This window comes from Streptomyces sp. NPDC048696 (assembly GCF_043198895.1).
GTDB lineage: Bacteria > Actinomycetota > Actinomycetes > Streptomycetales > Streptomycetaceae > Streptomyces.
The window spans coordinates 163,185-183,067 of sequence record NZ_JBICVJ010000008.1; the positions used below are offsets into that span (position 1 = coordinate 163,185).

Genomic DNA, 19,883 nt, shown 5'->3' on the forward strand with positions numbered 1-19,883 from the left:
GCCTCACTCCTCGACGAAGGCCACGGCCCGGGTGGGCGCCGCGCTGGTGCCGGTGAGTTTCAGCGGGAAGAAGCCGACCATGAAGCCGGTCGGCGGCAGGGAGCCCAGGTTCACCAACTGCTGGACGATCAGCGCCTCCTTGTCCTGGATCGCGTAGTGGCCGTCCCAGATGTGCGTGCTGTCACCGCTCTCCTGGAAGGCGGCGCGCATCCTGGGGATCGGACGGTCCCAGCCGATGGCGTCGGTGCCGAGGATCGTCGCGCCCTTGGCGGTGAGGTAGCGGGTGCCCTCGCCCGACATGCCGGGGTAGTCGAAGTACTGCGGCTCGCCCAGGGTGTAGCGCTCCTGGCCGGTCCGGATCAGGACCGCGTCGCCCTCCTGGATGTCGCGCCCGGTCGCTTCGACGGCCTTGCGCAGCGCCTCCACTGGTATCGCTTCACCTGGCTTGGCCCATGGTCGTACGTCGAGGACCAGGCCCGGGCGGTAGAGCTCTTCGAGGGTGAGGTCGCTGATGGTGCGGGACGGGCGGCCCTCGCACAGCCGGCCGCTGTGCAGCGGCGCGTCCACGTGCGTTCCGCAGTGGGTGCTGATCTCGCGCATGACCTCGCCGGCCGGTCCCTCGCGGCTCGGCAGGTCGTCGGGGTCGCAGCCGAAGGACGCGACCATGAAGTCGCGGCCCCAGGCGTCGTGCGTGTGGTAGTCGATCTTCGGCGCGACCACCAGCGCCAGGTCGGGCATGTCGGGGGGGATGAGGTCGAGGTCACGGGGGTCGAGGGGGGATGTGAGGTCTACGATGCGGCTCATCTCAACTCAGCCTCTCTCGGGCTCGGCGTGCGGGGACCTGCCGATGACTCCTCTCAGCTCGGTCTTGAGGACTTTTCCGTAGGAGTTCTTGGGCAGCGCGGCGACGAAGCGGAAGTCCCGCGGCCGCTTGAAGCGCGCCAACTGCCCAAGACAGTGCTGGTCCAGTTCGCTCGCCGTCGCCTCGCGCCCGTCCGCGAAGACGACGAAGGCGACGGGCAGTTCACCCCAGTCGGGGTCGGGAGCGCCCACGACGGCGGCCTCGGCGACCGCCGGGTGGCGCAGCAGGGCCTCCTCCACTTCACGCGGATAGATGTTGGAGCCCCCGGCGATGATCAGGTCCTTGGCCCGGTCGACGAGGGTGAGGTATCCATCCGCGTCGAGCCGCCCGAGGTCGCCGGTGTGCAGCCAACCACCGCGCAGGGTGCGCGCGGTGGCCTCCGGGTTGTTCCAGTAGCCCGCCATCACGGTGTCACCCCTGACGGTGACCTCGCCCGTGGTCCCGGGCGCCACCTCCCGGCCGTCGGCGTCCACCACACGCACTTCGACGCCGGTGCGCGGGCGCCCGACGCTCGCCAGGCGCCGTCCCAGCGCCTCGGCGTCGTCGCCCTCGTGGTCCTCGGGCCGCAGATGGGTGATCGTGGCGGGGGACTCGCCCTGCCCGTACCCCTGCCACAGCCGTCGGGCACCGAAGCGGGCGATGACCCTGCGCAGGTCCTCGGTGTACATCGGGGCGCCGCCGTAGAGGATGTGGTGCACCTGCCCGACCAGGTCGTCCGGCAGCAGGGCCGGGTCGAGCAGTCGGCGCAGGATGGTCGGCACCGCGAAGAACGTCACCGGGCCGAACGCCCGCAGCGCCTCGGCCAGGGCGCGTGCGTCCACCGCACCGCCCCGGGGGAAGACCTGGGGGCGCGAGCGGGCGACGCCGGCCAGACCGAAGAGGCCGCCCGCGTGGGAGAGGGGCGCGATGTGCAGCAGCGAGGCGTCCATGCCCCGGCCGATGTCGGCGAGCGCGCACGCGGTGGCCGCCGCCAGGTTGGCATGGGTGAGCGTCGCGCCCTTGGGGTGGCCGGTCGTGCCGCTCGTGTAGAACAACCACGCCGGGTCGCCCGGTCGTACGTCCGCCGGAGGCTCGCCGCCGGTCTGCTCGGCCGCCCCGGCCAGCTCCGCCACCGAGGTCAACACAGCTGATCCCAGGCCGTGTTCACGCAGCGGACCCATCAGCTCGTCGGTGGCGACACACACCCGGGCCGTGCAGTCCTCGATCTGCTGGGCGAACTCCTTCGGGTGCAGCCGCGCGTTCATGGGCGTCGCCACAAGCCCGGCCCACCACACGCCGAACAGGATCTCGGGATAGTACGGAGTGTTGCGCATCGCCAGCGCGACCCGGTCACCCGGTCGCAGACCGTACTCCCTCAGCAGCGCGGCCCCGATCGCCCGGGCCCGCTCGGCCAGTTGGGAGAAGTCCCGCAGTACCTCCGCGCCCTCGCACACCGCCGGGGCATCCGGGGTCCGCCCGGCCGCGCGGTGCAGCAGGGCCGCGATGTTCACGGGTCCGTACATCGGCTCGTTCATGAACGTCCCCCTTCGCCGGGCGGCGCCTCCAGGACGACGACCGCGGCGGCCGCCTCCTCGAAGCCCAGGAACCCGCCGCCGTTCTCGGCGAGCCCGATGCGGGCGGCGGGCACCTGACGTACCCCGGCCTCACCGCGCAACTGAGTGGTGAGCTCCGCTATCTGGCCGATGCCGGTGGCTCCGACCGGATGGCCGTTGCACTCCAGACCGCCGGAGGTGTTCACCGGGAGGCGGCCGCCGAGCGCGGTCGCCCCGCGTTCGGCCGCGAGCGCGCCCTCGCCGGCCGCCACCAGGCCGAGGGCTTCGAGCTGGAGGACCTCGCCGATCGCCGTCGCGTCATGGACCTCGGCGAGCGAGACGTCACCGGGTCCGAGTCCCGCACGTTCATAGGCGGTCGCCGAGGCCAGCCGGGTGATCTGCCGTGCCTCGTCGTCCAGGGCCCGGCCCGATCCGGAGGCCACCACGCTCGCCCGGATCCGCACCGCCCGCCGTAGCCCGAAGCGCCGTGCCGCCGCCGGTGAGCAGACCAGAGCCGCCGCCGCGCCGTCGCCGATGGGCGCGCACATCGGCAGTGTCAGCGGCGCCACGATCTCGCGTGCGGCGAGCACTTCGTCGACCGTGAGCGGGGTGCGGTGGGTGGCCTTGGGGTTGAGCGAGCCGTGCCGCCGGTTCTTGGCGGTGACGGCGGCGAGCCGACGGGCGGTGCAGTCGGGGTGGCGGCGTTGGTAGTGGGCGGCGAGGGCGGCGTAGACGTCCATGAACACCGAGCGCCGCCCGGGCGCGGCGGGCTCGGCCCCGGCCGCCTCCCGCAGCGCCTTGAGCTCGGCCTCCCAGCGCGCCACGTCCAGACCGCCCCGGAACGCCTCGGTCGTGCGCGCCTCGTCGGCCCCGTACATCTTCTCGGCGCCCAGCGCCAGGGCGACCTCCATCTCCCCGGCCCGTACGGCGGTGGCCGCGAGGTGGAAGGCCGTGGCACCGCTCGCGCAGGCGTTCTCGACGTTGACGACCGGAACGCCTTCGAGGCCGGTGCCCCGCATGGCGATCTGACCGCGTATCAGATGCTGGCCCTCCAGGGCCCCCTGGGTGGCGTTGGCGAAGAACACCCCGTCGACCACGGAGGATTCGACCCCGGCGTCGGCGAGGCACAGCGACAGAGCCTCGCCCGCGAGCGCGCCGACGCCGAGGTCCGGGAACCTGCCGTACGGAGTACGGCCCACGGCGAGCACGTACGCGTCGTTCATGAGCCGTTCGCGGGGCTCACCGGGATACGGACGGTGTTGCGCAGGACGCCGATCCCCTCGACCTCCAGCTCGACCACGTCCCCGTCGCTCAGCGAGCGCGCCAGGTCGAACCCGGTGCCCGAGGGGACCGTGCCGGACCCGATGACGTCCCCAGCGTGCACCGCCCGGTCCCGGCTGAGCTGCACGATCGCGTCCTCGAAGCTGTGGTGCATGCCGTCGGTGCCGCCGCGCGACCACTCCTGGCCGTTGACCCGGGCGGTCATCGTCAGGGCGTACGGGTCGGTCAGCTCGTCGCGGGTGACGATGCAGGGGCCGAGGGTGTTGGACCCGGCGAAGTCCTTGCCCTCGCAGGGCCCCACGCCCGCCCGCATCAGCACCATCTGGAGGTCCCGCGCGCTCCAATCGTTGAAGACCGTGTACCCGAAGATGTGCTCCGCGGCCGCCCCGGGTTTGACCTCCCGGCCCGTGCGGCCGACCACGGCGGCGAACTCCAGCTCGTAGTCGAGCTCCCGCGCCCCGGCCGGGGCGGTGATCACGTCCTCGGGCCCGCTCACCGACAGATGGTCGGCCGTGTAGTACATGACCCGCTCGCGGAACAGCGGGTTGAGGTCGAATCGGCCGCTGGCCATGAGCCGTTCGAACTCGGCTGCGGGATCTTCCGCCCCGGCGGACTGGCGACGTGCCAACTCCCGTAATCCGGACTCCAGATGGGCGATGAACAGCCCGCAGTCGCGCAGCCGGGTCGGGCGCGGCAGGGGCGACAGGAGGCGGACGTCGGCCCGGGGGAGCAGGTGGGCGCCGGGACGGCGTTCGGCCAGCTCCCGGGCGCGGGCCAGACCCGCGTCGGCCGACTCGATCAGGGCCTGCATGGAGGCGAAGGCCGCTTCGTCGGGGGCCGCGGCGGCGAGGCCGAGGACGGTCGCGTCCTCGTCCAGCAGTGCCCCGACGCACTGATGATTCGGTTGGTTCTCCCTCACGAACGTGACCAGGCGCATGACGTCTCCCAACGTGGGGTCGGCGGCTCGGAACAAGTCTCGGAACGGGTACGGCTCGGAGTGGGTACGGCTCAGAAGGGGCACGGCGAAGAAGCGGTGCGGCTCAGAACATGTGCGGCTCGGAACGGGAAGGCTGGACGGCTTCGGCACAGTGGCGAGATTCGCTCACCCGTGAAGACTGGACAGCGGTCCAATCGTTGGACGGCTGACACAGACCGTCAAGACCTCGGACATGATCGGTGTCCGCGCGATGCCCGGCCCGGCGTCCGCCGCCGGAGGTCTGGGGCGGCTGCGCCCCCTGTGGAACAATCGCCCGCATGGCCGGTCGTCGTGAGGAATCCGCGCGGGAGAGCCGCCGCCGTCTGCTCCAGGCGGCGACGGACCTGGTGGCCGAGGCCGGCCCCAGGGCCGCGTCCGTACAGGCGGTCGCCGAGCGGGCGGGCATCAGCCGGGGCTCGGTCGCCTGGCACTTCGGCTCCAAGGACGGCCTCATCGTCGAGGTGATCGAGCATGCCTTCACCACGGCCGAGGAGGAGTACCGCCGCCGTCTGCCCCCGTCCGGCCCGCTCTCGTTCGACCTGCTCGTCGACGCGCATCTGGCCGTGGTCGACGCCCCCTGCGGCCGTGTGTTCGCGACGGTCCTGCCCGAAGTGCTCGGCGTGGAGGGCCCGTTGCGGGACGCGTATGTCCGAGGTTACGAACGCACCCGGCAGGTGTGGATCGGCTATCTGGAACGGATCACCGCCGCGACGCCCGGGCTGCCCGACGCGAAGAGCCTGGCGTCGATCGTCTTCGGCAGCGGCGTGGGCGTGAACACGCTGCACAGCCTCGACGGCCTGGTCGACCGCGAGGCGTCCTTCGCGGCACTGAAGCAGCTCTTCGCGCTGGCGGTCGCTCCTCGCGGGGCGTGAGGGCACGGACACCTGGTGTGTGCTTGCGTTGGAGTGCACTCCAACCTCTAACGTCGATCACATGAACAGCGCACAGCACCACGCACCCGCTCACACCGACTCGCACACCGAAGCCGCCGTCGACGACCGTTTCGAGCGTGGCCTCGAACTGCTGAGGAAAGTGGGCGGGAAGGAGCGGCCGGCCGTTCTCGACGCCGTCGCCGACATCGCCCCCGACCTCGGCCGTATGACGGTCGCCTTCGGATACGGCGAGCTCCTGGCGAACGACCGGCTCAGCCTGCCCGAGCGCCAAGTGGCCACCGTCGCCGCGCTGTCGGCGCTGGGCAACGCCGCCCCCCAGCTGCGCTTCCACATCGACGGCGCGCTGAACGTGGGTGTCACCCCGGCCGAGGTGGTCGAGGTGCTGATCCACACCGCCGTGTACGCGGGATTCCCGGCCGCGCTCAACGCCATCGCCGTGGCCCGCGAGGCGTTCGAGGCCCGGCCCGACCTCGCCTTCGAGCCGGTCGAGTCGGCCGCGCCGGGCGGGCGTCACGAGCGCGGGCTCGCCAAGCTCGCCGAGGTGGACGGGCACGCCGGGGACGCCGTCGTCGCCTCCCTGCGCGACATCGCCCCCGATCTGGCCCGCTACATCATCGAGTTCTCGTTCGGCGACATCTACGCCCGGCCCGCCCTGGACCTCAAGTTGCGCGAGCTGGCGAGCGTGGCCATGTGCACGGCGCTCGGCACCGCCGCGCCCCAGCTGCGGGTCCACATCCACGGCCTGCTCAACGTCGGCGGCACCCAGGAGGAGGTCGTCGAGGTCATCACGCAGATGGTGGGGTACGCGGGGTTCCCGGCGGCCCTGAACGGGATCGCGGCGGCCCGCGAGGTGTTCGCCGAGCGGGCCGAGGGCTGAGCCCCGGTACTCACCCGGTGGTCGGTCACGGCACCCGCGCGTCGATGGCCCGTGCGCACTCCATCGACTCGACGTGCGCGGTGTCCACCTCCACGTCGTACACCATGCCCCGGTGGACCGCCTCCGCCTGGGACGCGGCCATCCCGATGATCCGGTCGCCGCGGGCCACCTCGCGGCCCGCGGCGATGACGCCGTCGCACCGGACGCCGACCCACACCACCCGCAGCCCGCCGAGCGCCTTCTGCCAGCGCAGCCGCGAGTCCGCCCCGCCGAGGAAGACCTCGTCGAGGATGATCCGGGCGCCCGCGCGGGCCATCGCGGCGATCCCCTCCATCCACGCGGCCTCCACCGCCCGGAACTCGGGACCGACGATCACCTCGCCGTCCTCCGCGAGCTCGATCCCGCCGTCCCCGGCCCGCATCGACGCGGGCATCGCCGCCACCAGCGTGTCGATACCGAGAGCCAGCCAGTGATCCGGCAGCACCGCCTGCAGACACCGCGCGATCCCGGACTTGCCCGAGCTGGAGCCACCGTTGAGGACGATCACCTGAGTCATCACCGCGCCACAGTAGGAGCTCGACGACCGTGCCCGAAACCGGATTTCAATGCTGGGCCCACCGGGGTGTCCAGGTCCCGGCGGCGTGGTCGGACAGCGCCGAGCCGAGGTGGTCCCGCAGGGCGGTGAGCGCCGGGTGGGTGTTGTCGGCGCGCCAGATCAGCGAGTGCGGGTAGACCGGGGTCGGGTCGTGCACGGGGATGCGCCGCAGGTCGTACCCGGCGGGCCAGACGAGCCGGGTCTGTTCGCCGACTATGGTCGCCAGTGTCGAGGAGTCGGCGATCGTGTCCAGAAGAGGCTCGATGCCGAAGTTGGGACCGAGCGGATCGATGGTGAGCCCGAACTCGGCGGCGAGCTCGTCGTAGTACGCGGCCCACTCGGTTCCGGCGACGATACCGGGCATCCAGATCCGGTGGCCCACCAGTTGACGGAGTGTCACTTGCCGGGTGTCGGCGAGCACGTGGCCCGGACCGGTGAGCAGCTGGAGCGGTTCGTCGTGCACCGGGGTGGCTTCGACGCCTTCGGGGAGCTGGCGTACGGGCACGGTGACGGCGCGGAAGGACGCGTCGATGGTGCCCGAGCGGACCGCCGCGATCGCGGCGTCGGCGTCGAAGAGGGTCACCACATCGAGCTCGACGCAGGGATGCGCGCCGTGGAAGTCGCGCAGCAGACCCGCCGGGGCCAGCCGGCGGCCGATCACGTCGACGCGCAGCGCCCGGCGCCCGGGCCGCACGGACGCGGCCGCCCGCTCCTCGGCCTGGAGCAGGGCGCGCGCGTACGGCCGGAACGCCTGCCCGTCGATGGTGAGACGAGCCCCGCGCGCGGTGCGCGTGAACAGGCGTACCCCGAGGTCCTTCTCCAGCGCGGCGACGCGCTTGGAGACGGCCTGCTGGGTGATCGAGAGCTCGTTGGCGGCCTCCCGGAACTGACCCGCGTCCGCGACGACGACGAAGGTGCGTACGGCATCGAGATCCATGGCGGCCGATCCTATCGACACCACCGCTCGACACAACAAAAGGTTGTGTCCGGGCCTCCGTGTGGTTGTTTGATCCGCAGCCCGGCTGCTCGCTTTAATCATGGCGGCCAACATCAGGTTGTACGGGGGACGTCGCGGCGAGGGGGACTGACATGGTGGCGGGGCGACCGTTGGGTCGGCGGTTCGGGTGGCTGTGGGCCGCGTACGGGGTCAGCACGCTCGGCACCTGGCTGGCCTTCGACGCGTTCCCGCTGATCGCGATCCTGGTGCTGCACGCCGGCTCGACCGAGGTGTCGCTCCTGGCGGCTGCGGGGCTCGCGGTCGGGGCGGCGGTGGCGGTGCCGCTCGGCCCGTGGGTGGAGTTCCGGCGCAAGCGCCGGGTGATGGTGGGCATGGACCTGATCCGGTTCGCGGCGGTGCTCAGCATCCCCGCCGCCTACGCGCTCGACCTGCTCGGCTTCGCCCAGCTCCTGGTCGTGTCGATCGTCGTCGCCGCGGCCGACATCACCTTCACGGCAGCCAGTGGCGCCTGCCTCAAAGCGCTCGTACCCCGCGAGGACCTGCTCGTCGCGAACGGGCGGTTCGAGTCCACGACCTGGACGGCCACCGTGCTCGGCCCACCGCTCGGCGGGGCCGCGATCGGTCTGTTCGGCCCGGTCACGACCGTGGCGGCCAACGCGGTGAGCTTTCTGCTCTCGGCGGCGGGGATCCGCGCGATCGGCGGGCAGGAGCCGCGCCCCGTACGCACCGAGGCGCCACGGCGCAGGGCCGGTGAACTGCTCGAAGGGTGGCGGTACATCCTGACCCACCCGGAGCTGCGCCCGCTGTTCTTCAACACGATCGTCGTCAACAGTCTGATCATGGCGACCGCGCCGCTCCTTGCCTTCCTCATGCTCGGACGCCTGGGCTTCGCACCGTGGCAGTACGGCCTCGCCTTCGCCGTGCCGTGCCTCGGCGGTCTCGTCGGCTCCCGGCTGGCCCACCGCCTCGTCGAGCGGTTCGGCCGGCACCAGGTGATGATCACCACCGGTGTCCTGCGGGCGTGCTGGTCGATAGGGCTCGCCTTCGTCGGCCCCGGCGTCGCCGGGCTCGTCGTGATAATGGTCGTCGAGCTCGGCCTGATCACCTGCTCGGGTGTGTTCAACCCGGTGTACGCCACGTACCGGCTCGACCGGACCGCCACCGACCGGGTCGCCCGCACCCTGTCGGCGTGGTCGATCAGCACCAAGACCGCCATCGCGGCCGTGACCGCCGTATGGGGCCTGCTCGCGGGCGTCGTCGGCCCCCGCACCGCGATAGGCCTCGCCGGCGTCGCCCTCCTGGCCACCCCGCTCCTGCTCCTGAAGCTCCCGCACACCAGCGACGAGCGGACGGCCGACGCGGTCGGGGCCGCCTGAGCCGAGGTGTGTCGAGCTCGGCCCCGGGTACTCGGCCGGGCACCGGACGCCGATCGGGTCCAGGGGCGACGAAGGGGTCGAGTGGGATGTCAGGCGATCGCGTACGTACGCGGGGCGACGGCCGCCACGAGAGCGCCGAGGATCATCGGCCCGGTGTCCTTCCACCGGATCGTCGTCGGGCGGCGCATCAAACCCGAAGCGGTGCGCTGGGTCTCGCGCCTCACCTTGGCCGGACTGCTCCTGCTGCTGGCCACGATGACCTCGGCACTGCTGCTCGTCCTGCGTACGGCCACCCATGGCGGCCATGTGCCCTGGGCGGTGGCCGGGGTGGTCGGCTGGTATCTGGCCTGCTGGTTCGTGCTTCCCCTGTGGGCTCGCCATCGGCACACCAGCGGTTGACGCCGGTCCGGTGCGGCCCCCGCTACGCGACCGTCGCGTGCTCCTGCTGTGCCGCTCCTGAGCGACGGTACGAGTGGAACCAGCGGGAGCGGGACCCGAGCACGCCCAGTCCCAGGGCGACCAGGTGGCCCGCGTCGGCCAGCTCCTGATCGATGACCCAGGCCACCGCGAGCAGTACGGTCAGCGCGGTGAGCCCCAGGAGGCGCACGCGTCGGCAGGCCAGGGCCAGCAGACAGGCGGTGGTGGCGACCAGGCCGTAGCTGATGCCCACATCGCGGGCCCGGGACAGGGCACCCGGCAGATGGGCGAGGTGCATCAGCCACATGGCGCCCTCCGTGAGCAGTGTCGCCACGACGTGCCCGAAGAGGAAGACACCGAACCCCCGGATGCCTCCCCACCGCCATTCCGCGAGCCCGAGCACGACGGCCACCGCCGCGATCCCGAGCAGTACCGGAACGCCGTCCACCACCAGGCCGCTGGTGAACAGGGTCCACCATTTGCCCACCTCCAGGTGGTGGACGTTGCTGCTGTTGTGCCGGACGAACCGCGCCCGCTCCTGTACGGACTGGTCGGCCATCCAGGCGGCCGTCGCCAGCAGCAGGCCGACGTACAGCACTGTCGCGGGCAGCCTGGACACGGCGGTCATCGCCGTATGGACCGTCCGCCGCTCGCGCACCTCGCGCATCCGTTGCCCCCCGTACCGCTCTGTCTCACTTCGTCGTGTGGGCGCGTTCTGCCGCGTCCCCTTTTCAAGAGCGTGCGGGCGGTGCGGAGGTTGCCCGGTGCGGCTGAGGCGGGACTCACACCAGGACTCACACCAGGACTCACACCACGCGCTCCATGAGCTGCCGCGCCGTCGTCCGGAGTTCGGTGAGGAAGGCGGCCACGGCGGGGGAGTCGGCGCGGCCGTGCGGGGTCGCCGCGTAGACCGCGCGGTGCGGTACGTCGTCCTGGTGGACGGGGACGAGCACGATGTCCGCGCGGACCGAGTCGGCCGCGAGCGCGGGCAGCAGGGTCACCCCGAGACCGGCCGCCACGAAACCCTGCTTGGCGATCCAGTCCCGTACGACGAGGATCGTACGAGGTCGGAAACCGGCCTCCAGGACGGGCCGCATCAGGGTGTCCTCGGGCCGGGTGCTGCCCGCGACCCACTCCTCGTCGGCGAGCTCGGCCAGCCGCAGCCGCCGTCGGCCCGCCATACGGTGGTCCCGCGGCAGGGCCACGAACATCGGCTCGTCCAGCAGATGCCGTAGCGCGCAGCCGTCGAGGGCGCGTCCGGCCGTGGTGCTGACGACGGCGATGTCCAGCTCCCCGGCGGCCAGCAGTCCCAGATGTTTGACGGAGGGGCCCTCGGTACGGGCGATGGTCACGCGGGGATGCAGCCGCCGGAACGCGGCGAGGCTGCGGGGGAGCAGTGCGGCGTCCGCGGTCGAGAACGCCCCGACCCGCAGCAGCCCGCTGTCGAGGGTGCGCAGTGCGGTGAGTTCCGTGCGGGCCGCCGCGAGCCGGTCCCGTACGGCTTCGGCGTGCGGCACCAACACCCGCCCGGCTTCGGTGAGTTGGACGCCACGGGGCAGTCGGTCGAACAGGACGCTGCCGAGCTCGGCCTCCAGTGTCTGCACCTGGCGGGAGACCGCGGACTGGGTGTAGCCGAGGGCCTGGGCGGCGGCGGTGAACGACCCGTCGGCGGCGACGCGAAGGAAGACGTCGTAGAGGCTGTGGCCGGAGGTATGCGTGTCGGTCATGGCTGCCATGCTAGACATTCGCTTGTGGCATGGATGAGGTGATCCCTACGGTCGTCCCATGAACACGGACATGAGCACGGACATGAAGACGAAGGTGCAGCGGGTCGCGTTTCTCGGACTCGGCAACATGGGTGCGCCGATGGCCCGTCGACTGCTCGGCGCGGGGTATGAACTGACGGTCTGGAACCGTACGGCCGCCAAGGCCGAGGCGCTGGTGGCCGAGGGGGCCGCGATCGCCGCGAGCCCGGCCGGGGCCGTGGCCGACGCGGACGTCGTCATCACGATGCTCGCGGACCCCGCGGCGGCACTGGCCGTCGCGGACACGATGGTTGGGGCGCTGCGGGCGGGGACGACGTGGATCGACACCTCGACCGTGGGCCCGGACACGGTCCGGGAGTTGGCCGCGCGCCTTCCGCGGGGTGTGACGCTGGTCGACGCGCCGGTGATGGGCAGCGTGGACCGGGCGGCGACGGGCGAGCTGGTGATCCTGGCGGGCGGTGACACCGGCGGGGTGGACGATCTGCTCGCGGTGCTGGGGACGGTGACACCCTGCGGTGAGGTGGGCGCGGGAGCAGCGCTGAAACTGGTCCTGATCAGTGCGGTGATCGGCGGAGTGGCCCTGGTGGCAGAGGGGTTGCGGCTGGGCGAGGCGCTGGGCCTGCCGGAGGGGCTGACCCGCACGGCGCTCGCGGCGAGCCCGGTCGCGGGGGTGGTGGCGCGGGCGTTCGCGACGGACGCGTACTTCCCGGTGTCGCTCGCGGCCAAGGACGTGGCCCTGGCCACCGCGACCACCGCTCTGCCGGTCCTGGAGGCGGTCCACACCGCGCTGCGGTCCCGGCCGGAGCTCGCGGCCTCGGACCTGGCCGCGCTGCGTATGTGATCACGCCACGGCGAGGACGAGCGAGGCGACGGCGAGGACGAAGCAGCCTCCCGGGAAGTGGATGTTGCCGTACCCGGCGTCGCGCCGGCCCCCGAGTCGGCGGCCCGTTTCTGCGCCCGTCCCGGGGTCGTCCATCGCCCGGTGAGCGGTGTCGGCCCCAGCCGGGTCGCGGTCGTCCGGTCGCCCGCCGACGACACCGACCCGGTGGTGCAGGACTTCGTCCGCTGCCGCCTGGACAACAGACCACCTGAGCAGGGCGGGACCGCAGTCGCTCGCCGCGCTTGACAGCTGCTACCAGTCACCGCCGCCGAAGTCGCTTCCCGCATCGGCGCCGAAGCCACCGCCGAAACCGCCCGAGAAGTCCGACGGGTTGAAGTCGGAACCGGTGAACTCGCCGCCGCCCGGCAGGTTTTCGGGCCCCGCGAAGTCCGGGGCGGCGAATGCCGAGGGTGCGCTGAGCAGGCCGCCGAGCATCGTGCCCACCAGCAGCCCGCCGAGGATGCCACCGGCGCCGCCGAAGTAACCACCCGCCCAGGGCGCGTACGCCGGGCCCGCGTTCCAGTACGGCTGCGGCCCGTTGTCGGTGTGGACCATACGGGAGTCGGGCTCGTCACCGGCCTTCACGCGGACCGCGTCGGCGGCACACGCGGGCACCGGGCGCGGCGCCCCGCCCATCGGCGCCCACTGCACGTCCTCCGTCGAGGGGCCGTGGCGCGGGTCGAAGAAGCAGGGCACCCGCCGCTCGGGCAGCGGCGCGCCCGAGCGGCGGGCGGCGAGGGTGGCGAGCGCGAAGCGGCCCTCACCCAGGGTCTCGGTCACCGGCTGCACGTCCTGCGGCGTGGTGGCGGCGGCCATCTGCTCCTTGGCCTTGTCGTACGCGTCGAGTGCCCGGGCGTAGTCCTCGCGCATCGCATCCGTCGCGCTGGGCTCGGACGGGGAGAAGACCAGCCGGTCCAGCTCCTCGCCGAAGGCGGTGATGTCCTCGTCGACCACGACGCGCAGCGCGTCCAGTTCGGCGCGCTCACGCTCTTCGCGCTTCTTCTTCGCGCGCCGGAACAAGGCGTACGCGCCCGCGCCGCCCGCCACGATCACACCGCCGCCGACGAGCAGTCCGGTGGCGGCCGAGGAGCCGCCGCCGCTGCCTTCGCCCGCCCAGGAGCCCGGAGCCTTGCCCTTGGCCTGCTCCAACGCCTGGTCCACGAAGCTGTTCAGCTCCGCCTGCGCGTTGCCGGGCGAGGAGCGCCTGACGGCGCCCACCAGGTTGTCGACGGAGTTGCGGGACATCACACGCCGGTCGGCACCGGCGTTGAAGCCGTCGCCGAGGCGGATCGCGTACACCCCGCTGATGCCGGTGAGCGAGCGTACGTCCTTGAGGACGGAGCTCTTGGGGTACTCGGCGCTCTCGGGCAGCACGGCGACGAAGACCGGCTTCCCCGCGTCCTTGATCTTCTTGGCCAGCGCTTCGGCCGCGGGCTTCGGCAGTTGGTCCGTGGCCCGGGGATCCACATACACGGGACCCTTCTTGAGCGCGTCGGCCACATCACCGGTGCCGCCGCCCGCGGCGTGCGCCGGCAGCGGAAGGAGAGCGGCGGCGACAGCCAGCAGAAGTCCGGCCGGCGCGGTGACCGGACGGAGCCGTGAAGCAGCAATGGCGGGCATGGGGGAGCCTCCGCAGGTGACGTGTCGGTGTGGCCGACGGTGTCGGCCGACTGAGAGGGCACCCTTGAGGGCAACGGGACGCCCGCGCGCCCTCATACTTCTATAGTTGCGCAATATAGCAAGTAACCGAGGAGGGTGTGTCGGGCATGTCGGGTGTGTCGCGCCGACGGCGTCAGCCGATCGGCAGACAGACCACTTGAGCTTTGATACGGGATCAGGTTCCGGGCTTGCGTCCCCATACGTACACGGCGTCGCCCTCGTGCAGGGTCGTCCACAGGCGGCGTGCGTCGTCGTAGCGCAGGTTGACGCAGCCGTGGGAGCCGGCGCCTTCGTAGATGTTTCCGTAGACGCCGTGGATCGCCTGGCCGCCGCTGAAGAACTGGCTGAACGGCATCGGGGTGTCGTACAGCGTGGACACGTGGTCGCGGTTGCGCCATTCGACCTTGAACCAGCCGGTGCGGGTGGGTGTCTCGCTCTGGCCGCTGCGCAGACCGACCGGCGCGAAGGTCGTCTTTCCCGCCGTGGTGACCCACATGATCTGGTGGTTCAGGTCGACGCAGGCGACCCGGCCCTGAAGGGTGGGGCAGCCTTGCAGCTCGCCGGGGTGGTTGAGGGCCCAGTCCAGGTACAGGGCCGCATACGTGATCGGCCCGGCGGAGCCGTCGGCCGGGACGATGATCTGGCCCTCCTGGTACTGCTGGATCGCCCGGCAGTCGTCGGCCGACTGCTCGCCGTCCACCGGCAGCCCCAACAGCCGCTCGACCTCGCGCTGATAGGGACCGTTCGACAGTACGCACTTCTCATGCGTGTCCATCACGCCGGACCGGTGTACTCCGGCCGGGGCGGCGGCTCCGTGTGCGGGCGAGACGCCCACCGTGAGTGCGAGGGGTGCCGCTACCGGGAGCAGGGCCCACCGGAGACGGGCGCCGAGAAACTTCCACATGCCGCATACATGTGCACCGTCTCGGCCGCACACTGCTCACGGAGGGCCGAAGTTCACTCTCCTGCGCCGGGCGGACGGCGTGCGACCGAGTCCACCAGCGCGTGCACCGCCGGTGACCAAGGGCGTTCCCGCGGGCCGCGGAGCACCAGGCTTCTGCTGTGGTGCGGGGTGACCGGTACCAGGACGAGGTCGTCCGGGACCAGCGGGCGGGACACCTCCGGCAGGATCGAGACGCCGAGTCCGGACTGCACCATGCTGATGAGGGTTCGCAGGTCCCGTACGCGATGGGCCGGGGTGTACTCCTGGTCCGCCAGCCGGTGGATGGTCCGGATGTGCCTCTCGCAGCCGTTCGGCGAGAGGATCAGCGGGTCGTCCGCCAGCTCGGTGATGTGTACGGACTCCTCGCCCGCCAGCGGATGATCCTGGGGGAGCAGGGCGAGGAAGGGGTCGGTCGCCAGGGGCGCGCCGCGCTCGTCCGGCGGGTCGACCACGACGGCCGCGTCCGCCGCCGCGCTCGCCAGCCATGCCTCGGTCTCCTCGCCGCTGCCCTGGAAGACGCGTACGCGGACGGCCGGCAAGCGCTCCTCCCAGTGCCGCAGCAGCGAGGGCAGCAGGCCCTGGCAGACCGTCGGGGTGGCGGCGAGGCGGACGGTGCCGCTCGTCGTCGCGTCGTGCAGGGCCGCCGCGTCCCGGATCGCGTCCGACGCGGCGAGCGCGGAACGGGCGTGGGGCAGGATCGCGTCACCAAGGGCCGTGGTACGTACGGGAGTTGCGCGAACGATCAGTGGCCCGGTGAGGGTGCGCTCCAGCGAGGCGACGGCATGTGAGACGGCCGACTGGCTCAGCCCCAGGTCCACCGCCGCCGTACCGAAGCCGCCCGCGTCGACGACCGCCACGAACGCGCGCAACTGCGGCAGATTCAGGGTCACGCCGCCGCCTCCCCACCCCATGCCATGAGACCGCCTCATGAGCCATCGAAGATCCGCGTTGGACTCATTTTCCCTGATCGGGAAAGGTCATCAGCAGTCACCCCCACTCCACTTGGAAGGCGTGTCCCATGCCGTACATCCGTGTCACCGTCTCCGACCCCGACCTGGCGCCCGCCCGTCGCGACGCCCTCGCGCAGGGCCTGACCGACCTGGCCGTATCGGCGCTCCGGAAGTCCGCCGCCCGCACCACCGTCCATCTGAACCTCGTCCCGGCCGACCGGTATTTCGTCGCCGGACGCGCGGTACGGGAAGCCACCGGCGCGCATGTGGAGGTGAGCATCACCGCGGGCACGAACAACGCCGCCGAGAAGGCCCGGTTCATCGCCGAGGCGTACGCCCTGCTGCGGGACACCCTGGGTGCGCTGCCGCCCGTCGCGGGGGTCGCGCTCCATGAACTCGCCCCGGAGAGCTACGGCTACAACGGCGAAACGCAGTTCGACCACTACCGGCGGGTGGCTCGGGGTGTGCCGGACGCGGCATGAGTCCCGGCTGTCCCCTCTGGGGCGTACGCCTGTGAGGGGACGATCGGCCCCGGCCATGCTGGCTACCATCGCCCGATGGATCACTCGTTGCCGCGCCCACCGTGGCTGAGGCGGCTGCCGTCGGCGGTGTGGACGGCTTCGGCGTGGTGTGCCGCCGCGCTGTTCGCGCTCGTTCTGTTCGCCACCACGACCTATCAAATGAGGCCGTTTCACGGGCAGTCGGGGTCGCCGACCCTGCTCGGCCTCGGGCCTCGGGCGGGCCTGGCCGTGGTGCTGTCGCTGGCCGTGATCGGGGCCCGGCACCGGCCGGTGACGGTGTTCGGGGCGCTCCTGGCCGAGTCGACGGTGGCGCTCGCGCTCGGGGAGAGCACCTGGCCGTTCTACGGGGCGATGGACGTGCTGCTCTGCCTCGTCGCGGCCACCCGACGGCGCCGGACCGCGTTCGCGGCTGCGACGGTCGAGCTGGGCGTATGGCTCGGCCAGTGGGCGGTCACGGACCACGGCCGAGCGGAGTTCAGTGACTTCCTGAGCACGTTGCTGGCCGTCGTGGCGGCCATCGTCATACCGTTCGCGATCGGCAACGCGATACGGCAGCAGCGCGTATACGGCGAAGCCCTGCGCGCGCACGCGGGGGCACGGGCGGTGACCGAGGAACGGCTGCGTATCGCCCGCGAACTGCACGACATGGTCGCCCACAGCATCGGCGTCATCGCGATCCAGGCCGGTGCCGCGGGGCTGGTCATCGACACACAGCCGGACGGGGCCCGCAAAGCGTTGGGGATCATCGAGAGCACCAGCCGCGAGACGCTGGCCGGGCTGCGGCGCATGCTGGTCTCGCTGCGCCGCGCCGAAGCGGACCCCGACAGCGGGGCCGATCAGGCGGTCGCGGTGGGTCTTGAGGGCGTCGAGCGGCTGGCCGCGACCGCGTCGAGCGCTGGGGTCCGGGTCGATGTCGACTGGCTGGGGTCACGGCGACCACTGCCGCCCGAGATCGATCTGGCCGCCTTCCGGATCATCCAGGAGTCGGTCACCAACGCGGTACGGCACTCCGGCGGCCACCACTGCCGGGTGTCCGTGGAGTACCGCGACGAGGAGCTGGCGATCGAGGTGGTGGACGACGGACACGGCCTCGCGCGGGCCGGTGCGGCGGCCGGGACCGGCCTCGGGATATCCGGTACGCGCGAACGCGTCGCCCTGCTCGACGGCCGGTTCAGCGCCGGGGCCGGGCCAGAGGGCGGCTTCCAGGTCGCGGTCAGGCTCCCGGCATGACGATCCGTATCCTGCTCGCCGACGACCAGGAGCTGGTACGCGCCGGTCTCCGTATGGTCATCACCGATCTGCCCGACCTCGACATCGTCGCGGAGGCCGGGACGGGCGCCGAGGCGGTGCGGCTCGCCGGTGAACTGCGGCCCGACGTCGTGCTGATGGACATCCGCATGCCCGGCATGGACGGGATCGCGGCGACGCGGGCGATCGCGGCGGCATCGGAGGCGTCCGGTGCCGTGCGCGTGCTCATGCTCACCACGTTCGACGACGACGCGAACGTCTACGCCTCGCTGCGGGCCGGTGCGAGCGGGTTCCTGGTCAAGGACATGGCCCTGGTGGACATCATCGCGGCGATCCGGGTGGTCGCCGCGGGCGACGCCCTGATCGCGCCGAGCGTCACCCGCCGTCTCATCCAGGAGTTCGTCGAGCGGCCCCGGTCCGCCGCGCCCCGGCGGCGGATCGACGGCGTCACCGAGCGGGAACGCGAAGTGCTGACCCTGGTCGGGCGCGGCCTGTCCAACGGTGAGATCGCGGCCCGCCTCTTCATCGGCCCCGCCACGGCCAAGACCCATGTGGCCCGCCTGCTCACCAAGCTGGGGGCCCGAGACCGTGTGCAGCTCGTCATCGCCGCCTACGAGGCGGGCCTCGTCTCACCGGGGGAGCCGGGGGCGGGCCCCTCCTGACTCCATCCTGAACCAGCTCCGGTCTCAGGGGTGTTGGAACGTGACCTCGGGATTCTTCGCTGACGGTCCGTCAAGCAGCGGCTGTGCGATCCCCTTCAGCTGCAGGTCGAAGAAGGCCGATACGTAACCACGGGTGATCTCCTCCGAGCGCGGTGCGGAGAGCACGCCCGGGTGTGGCCTGCCCGCCGCCTCGCTGAGGACGGGCATGTCGGTGAAACTGCCGTGGTCGGCACTGGTGACGGTCAGCCAGCGCTTCCAGCCGTTCAGGGCCGCCCAGCCGCTGTCCCAGGTCTCGTCCCGGCCCGGTGCCATGTAGTCGGCGCCGAGCATCAGGAAGGGGCGGCCGCCCAGACCGGCGGCGGGTATCCGCTCGAAGAACGTGCCGTCCATGTTCACTCCGGCCCGCACCCGCCCGTCCTCGGCCATGGTCGCGGCGGCCGCGTCACCGCCGATGGAGTGGCCCGCCATACCGATCCGCTTCCGGTCGATCATGTGGGCGGCGGGCCAGGCCGGGTGGCGCCCGGTCAGTTGGTCGAGCACGAAGGAGCTGTCCCTCGCCCGGCTGCGCGCGACGGCCGGGGTGCCGCCCGGCGGCGGTACGTCGCAGATGACGCAGGGGGCCGTGTGCCCGTCGGGGAAGGTGACGCCGGGCGTCTCGTAGGTGTGGTCGACCAGCGCCACGACGTACCCACGGCTCGCCAGCTCCTCCGAGAGGCCGGTGAGCGTCGCACGCGGGAATCCGAGGCCGGGCGAGAGCAGCACCAGCGGGAACCTGCCGGGCGCGGGTTGCGCGTCGGTGTGCGCCCAGGTGCGGGTTCCGGTCAGGACCTCGGGCGGGTAGCCGGAGCCCGGCGCCTTCTCGTCCAGGAACAGCCGGGCTTCCTCGGTGGTCATGTAGGGGGCGGGTCCGCCGGTCGCGGGGCGGGCGGGGTAGTACATCGACACCATCAACTGACGTGCGCCCGCCGCCGGGGCCCAGGGGTCGGCGCGACGGGTGTCGACGAGGTGGAGCGTGCTGCGCCCGACCGCGTGCGGGCCCGTCGGTCGGGGGAGTCGGGGCACGCTCATCATGTGAGGCATGCCCATCGCGCTGTGGGTGCCGGTGGACGGTGCGGCGGCGAAGGCGGCCGGAGCGGCGGAGGCCACCTCGGCGAGGTGCAGCGGCAGGGCCAGCGCGAGCGCGGCGGCCGCAGCCGCACGACGGATTCTGTTCATGCCGAGGACGCTAGGTTCGGAGCACATCTCCTGGCGTCCGCTCCGGAGTGGACCCGAGTGTCACCTCCCGGGCTTACGGAGTGTCATCCCCGGGGCGGACGACTGTACGGATGGCGGGGGTGGACGCCGGATGGACGGGCGGATGCACGGCGGGTGGATCGCGAGTTGACCTTCGGAAGCTCCTTGAACTCGCAATTACACCCACGTATCGAAGGGTAATGTTTTCAGCCACCGCAGGTCCCGAAGGTGATACTCGATTTGGTGCTGTGTCA

The 19,883-nt window shown here is 72.0% G+C and carries 20 protein-coding genes and 2 pseudogenes; 9 read left to right on the plus strand and 13 right to left on the minus strand.

Translation table 11 applies throughout. The features are described from left to right. Positions 1 to 3: 3 nt before the first annotated feature. From ACGFRG_RS18800 to ACGFRG_RS18815, 4 genes are read right to left on the minus strand one after another with little or no spacing between them, the layout of a single operon-like run. Positions 4 to 804: a cyclase family protein gene (locus tag ACGFRG_RS18800; protein WP_361421965.1), complete on the minus strand. Its 801-nt coding sequence runs from the start codon at positions 802 to 804 to the stop codon at positions 4 to 6. A 6-nt stretch (positions 805 to 810) separates the two neighbouring features. Then, on the minus strand, positions 811 to 2,376 hold the full coding sequence (locus ACGFRG_RS18805) for an AMP-binding protein (protein WP_393265164.1): 1,566 nt from the start codon (positions 2,374 to 2,376) through the stop codon (positions 811 to 813). Then, the gene (locus ACGFRG_RS18810; RefSeq protein WP_361421971.1) at positions 2,373 to 3,617 is read right to left on the minus strand and encodes a thiolase family protein; all 1,245 of its coding nucleotides are present in this window, start codon (positions 3,615 to 3,617) and stop codon (positions 2,373 to 2,375) included. Before ACGFRG_RS18810 ends, ACGFRG_RS18805 begins: the two co-directional genes overlap by 4 nt. After that, the gene (locus tag ACGFRG_RS18815; RefSeq protein ID WP_393265166.1) at positions 3,614 to 4,612 is read right to left on the minus strand and encodes a fumarylacetoacetate hydrolase family protein; all 999 of its coding nucleotides are present in this window, start codon (positions 4,610 to 4,612) and stop codon (positions 3,614 to 3,616) included. Before ACGFRG_RS18815 ends, ACGFRG_RS18810 begins: the two co-directional genes overlap by 4 nt. A 317-nt stretch (positions 4,613 to 4,929) precedes the next feature. Here ACGFRG_RS18815 and ACGFRG_RS18820 point away from each other — a divergent pair, with 317 nt between their 5' ends. After that, entirely contained in the window at positions 4,930 to 5,523 is a 594-nt protein-coding gene (locus tag ACGFRG_RS18820; RefSeq protein ID WP_361421977.1) for a TetR/AcrR family transcriptional regulator, read from the plus strand. Positions 5,524 to 5,584: 61 nt separating this feature from the next. Further along, complete coding sequence (locus ACGFRG_RS18825) at positions 5,585 to 6,421, plus strand: carboxymuconolactone decarboxylase family protein (RefSeq protein WP_361421980.1); 837 nt, start codon at positions 5,585 to 5,587, stop codon at positions 6,419 to 6,421. A gap of 25 nt (positions 6,422 to 6,446) precedes the next feature. Here ACGFRG_RS18825 and cpt read toward each other — a convergent pair whose 3' ends face one another. Together cpt and ACGFRG_RS18835 are read right to left on the minus strand one after the other, a co-directional pair. Next, complete coding sequence (gene cpt, locus ACGFRG_RS18830) at positions 6,447 to 6,977, minus strand: chloramphenicol phosphotransferase CPT (RefSeq protein ID WP_393265600.1); 531 nt, start codon at positions 6,975 to 6,977, stop codon at positions 6,447 to 6,449. A gap of 46 nt (positions 6,978 to 7,023) precedes the next feature. Further along, on the minus strand, positions 7,024 to 7,953 hold the full coding sequence (locus ACGFRG_RS18835) for a LysR family transcriptional regulator (RefSeq protein WP_393265170.1): 930 nt from the start codon (positions 7,951 to 7,953) through the stop codon (positions 7,024 to 7,026). A gap of 152 nt (positions 7,954 to 8,105) precedes the next feature. Between ACGFRG_RS18835 and ACGFRG_RS18840 the strand changes: the two genes are divergently transcribed. Together ACGFRG_RS18840 and ACGFRG_RS18845 are read left to right on the plus strand one after the other, a co-directional pair. Beyond that, positions 8,106 to 9,350 carry an MFS transporter gene (locus tag ACGFRG_RS18840; RefSeq protein ID WP_393265172.1) on the plus strand — a complete coding sequence of 415 codons (1,245 nt, stop codon included), beginning with the start codon at positions 8,106 to 8,108 and terminating at the stop codon, positions 9,348 to 9,350. 96 nt (positions 9,351 to 9,446) lie between these two features. After that, positions 9,447 to 9,749, plus strand: a pseudogene (locus ACGFRG_RS18845) (DUF6328 family protein); the annotation flags it as partial. A gap of 22 nt (positions 9,750 to 9,771) precedes the next feature. On the opposite strand, the gene ACGFRG_RS18850 reads toward ACGFRG_RS18845, so the two are convergent. Further along, on the minus strand, positions 9,772 to 10,434 hold the full coding sequence (locus tag ACGFRG_RS18850) for a rhomboid-like protein (RefSeq protein WP_393265174.1): 663 nt from the start codon (positions 10,432 to 10,434) through the stop codon (positions 9,772 to 9,774). Positions 10,435 to 10,573: 139 nt separating this feature from the next. Beyond that, the gene (locus tag ACGFRG_RS18855) at positions 10,574 to 11,494 is read right to left on the minus strand and encodes a LysR family transcriptional regulator (protein WP_393265177.1); all 921 of its coding nucleotides are present in this window, start codon (positions 11,492 to 11,494) and stop codon (positions 10,574 to 10,576) included. A 58-nt stretch (positions 11,495 to 11,552) separates the two neighbouring features. On the opposite strand from ACGFRG_RS18855, the gene ACGFRG_RS18860 reads away from it, so the two are divergent. Next, positions 11,553 to 12,374 carry an NAD(P)-dependent oxidoreductase gene (locus ACGFRG_RS18860; protein WP_393265179.1) on the plus strand — a complete coding sequence of 274 codons (822 nt, stop codon included), beginning with the start codon at positions 11,553 to 11,555 and terminating at the stop codon, positions 12,372 to 12,374. Here ACGFRG_RS18860 and ACGFRG_RS18865 read toward each other — a convergent pair whose 3' ends face one another. Continuing rightward, positions 12,375 to 12,509, minus strand: coding sequence for a hypothetical protein (locus ACGFRG_RS18865; RefSeq protein WP_393265623.1), 135 nt, complete (start codon positions 12,507 to 12,509; stop codon positions 12,375 to 12,377). Here ACGFRG_RS18865 and ACGFRG_RS18870 point away from each other — a divergent pair. Beyond that, positions 12,450 to 12,659, plus strand: a pseudogene (locus ACGFRG_RS18870) (hypothetical protein); the annotation flags it as partial. The gene ACGFRG_RS18865 and the pseudogene ACGFRG_RS18870 sit on opposite strands and share 60 nt — an antisense overlap. A gap of 6 nt (positions 12,660 to 12,665) precedes the next feature. Here ACGFRG_RS18870 and ACGFRG_RS18875 read toward each other — a convergent pair. From ACGFRG_RS18875 to ACGFRG_RS18885, 3 genes are all read right to left on the minus strand, one after another. Further along, positions 12,666 to 14,033, minus strand: coding sequence for a hypothetical protein (locus tag ACGFRG_RS18875; RefSeq protein ID WP_393265182.1), 1,368 nt, complete (start codon positions 14,031 to 14,033; stop codon positions 12,666 to 12,668). A 214-nt stretch (positions 14,034 to 14,247) separates the two neighbouring features. Beyond that, complete coding sequence (locus tag ACGFRG_RS18880; protein WP_393265603.1) at positions 14,248 to 14,847, minus strand: L,D-transpeptidase; 600 nt, start codon at positions 14,845 to 14,847, stop codon at positions 14,248 to 14,250. A 182-nt stretch (positions 14,848 to 15,029) separates the two neighbouring features. Next, entirely contained in the window at positions 15,030 to 15,905 is an 876-nt protein-coding gene (locus ACGFRG_RS18885) for a LysR family transcriptional regulator (protein WP_393265184.1), read from the minus strand. 128 nt (positions 15,906 to 16,033) lie between these two features. On the opposite strand from ACGFRG_RS18885, the gene ACGFRG_RS18890 reads away from it, so the two are divergent. From ACGFRG_RS18890 to ACGFRG_RS18900, 3 genes are all read left to right on the plus strand, one after another. Beyond that, on the plus strand, positions 16,034 to 16,447 hold the full coding sequence (locus ACGFRG_RS18890) for a tautomerase family protein (RefSeq protein ID WP_361422003.1): 414 nt from the start codon (positions 16,034 to 16,036) through the stop codon (positions 16,445 to 16,447). A 75-nt stretch (positions 16,448 to 16,522) separates the two neighbouring features. Then, complete coding sequence (locus tag ACGFRG_RS18895; protein WP_393265187.1) at positions 16,523 to 17,716, plus strand: sensor histidine kinase; 1,194 nt, start codon at positions 16,523 to 16,525, stop codon at positions 17,714 to 17,716. Beyond that, positions 17,713 to 18,396, plus strand: a complete 684-nt coding sequence (locus tag ACGFRG_RS18900; RefSeq protein ID WP_393265190.1) for a response regulator — start codon at positions 17,713 to 17,715, stop codon at positions 18,394 to 18,396. The genes ACGFRG_RS18895 and ACGFRG_RS18900 overlap by 4 nt, the downstream gene beginning before the upstream one ends. Before the next feature lie 24 nt (positions 18,397 to 18,420). Here the strand turns inward: ACGFRG_RS18900 and ACGFRG_RS18905 are convergent, their stop codons facing one another. Continuing rightward, positions 18,421 to 19,611 (minus strand): alpha/beta hydrolase family protein, encoded by a 1,191-nt coding sequence (locus ACGFRG_RS18905; RefSeq protein WP_393265193.1) that lies wholly within the window; start codon positions 19,609 to 19,611, stop codon positions 18,421 to 18,423. Positions 19,612 to 19,883: the final 272 nt, after the last annotated feature.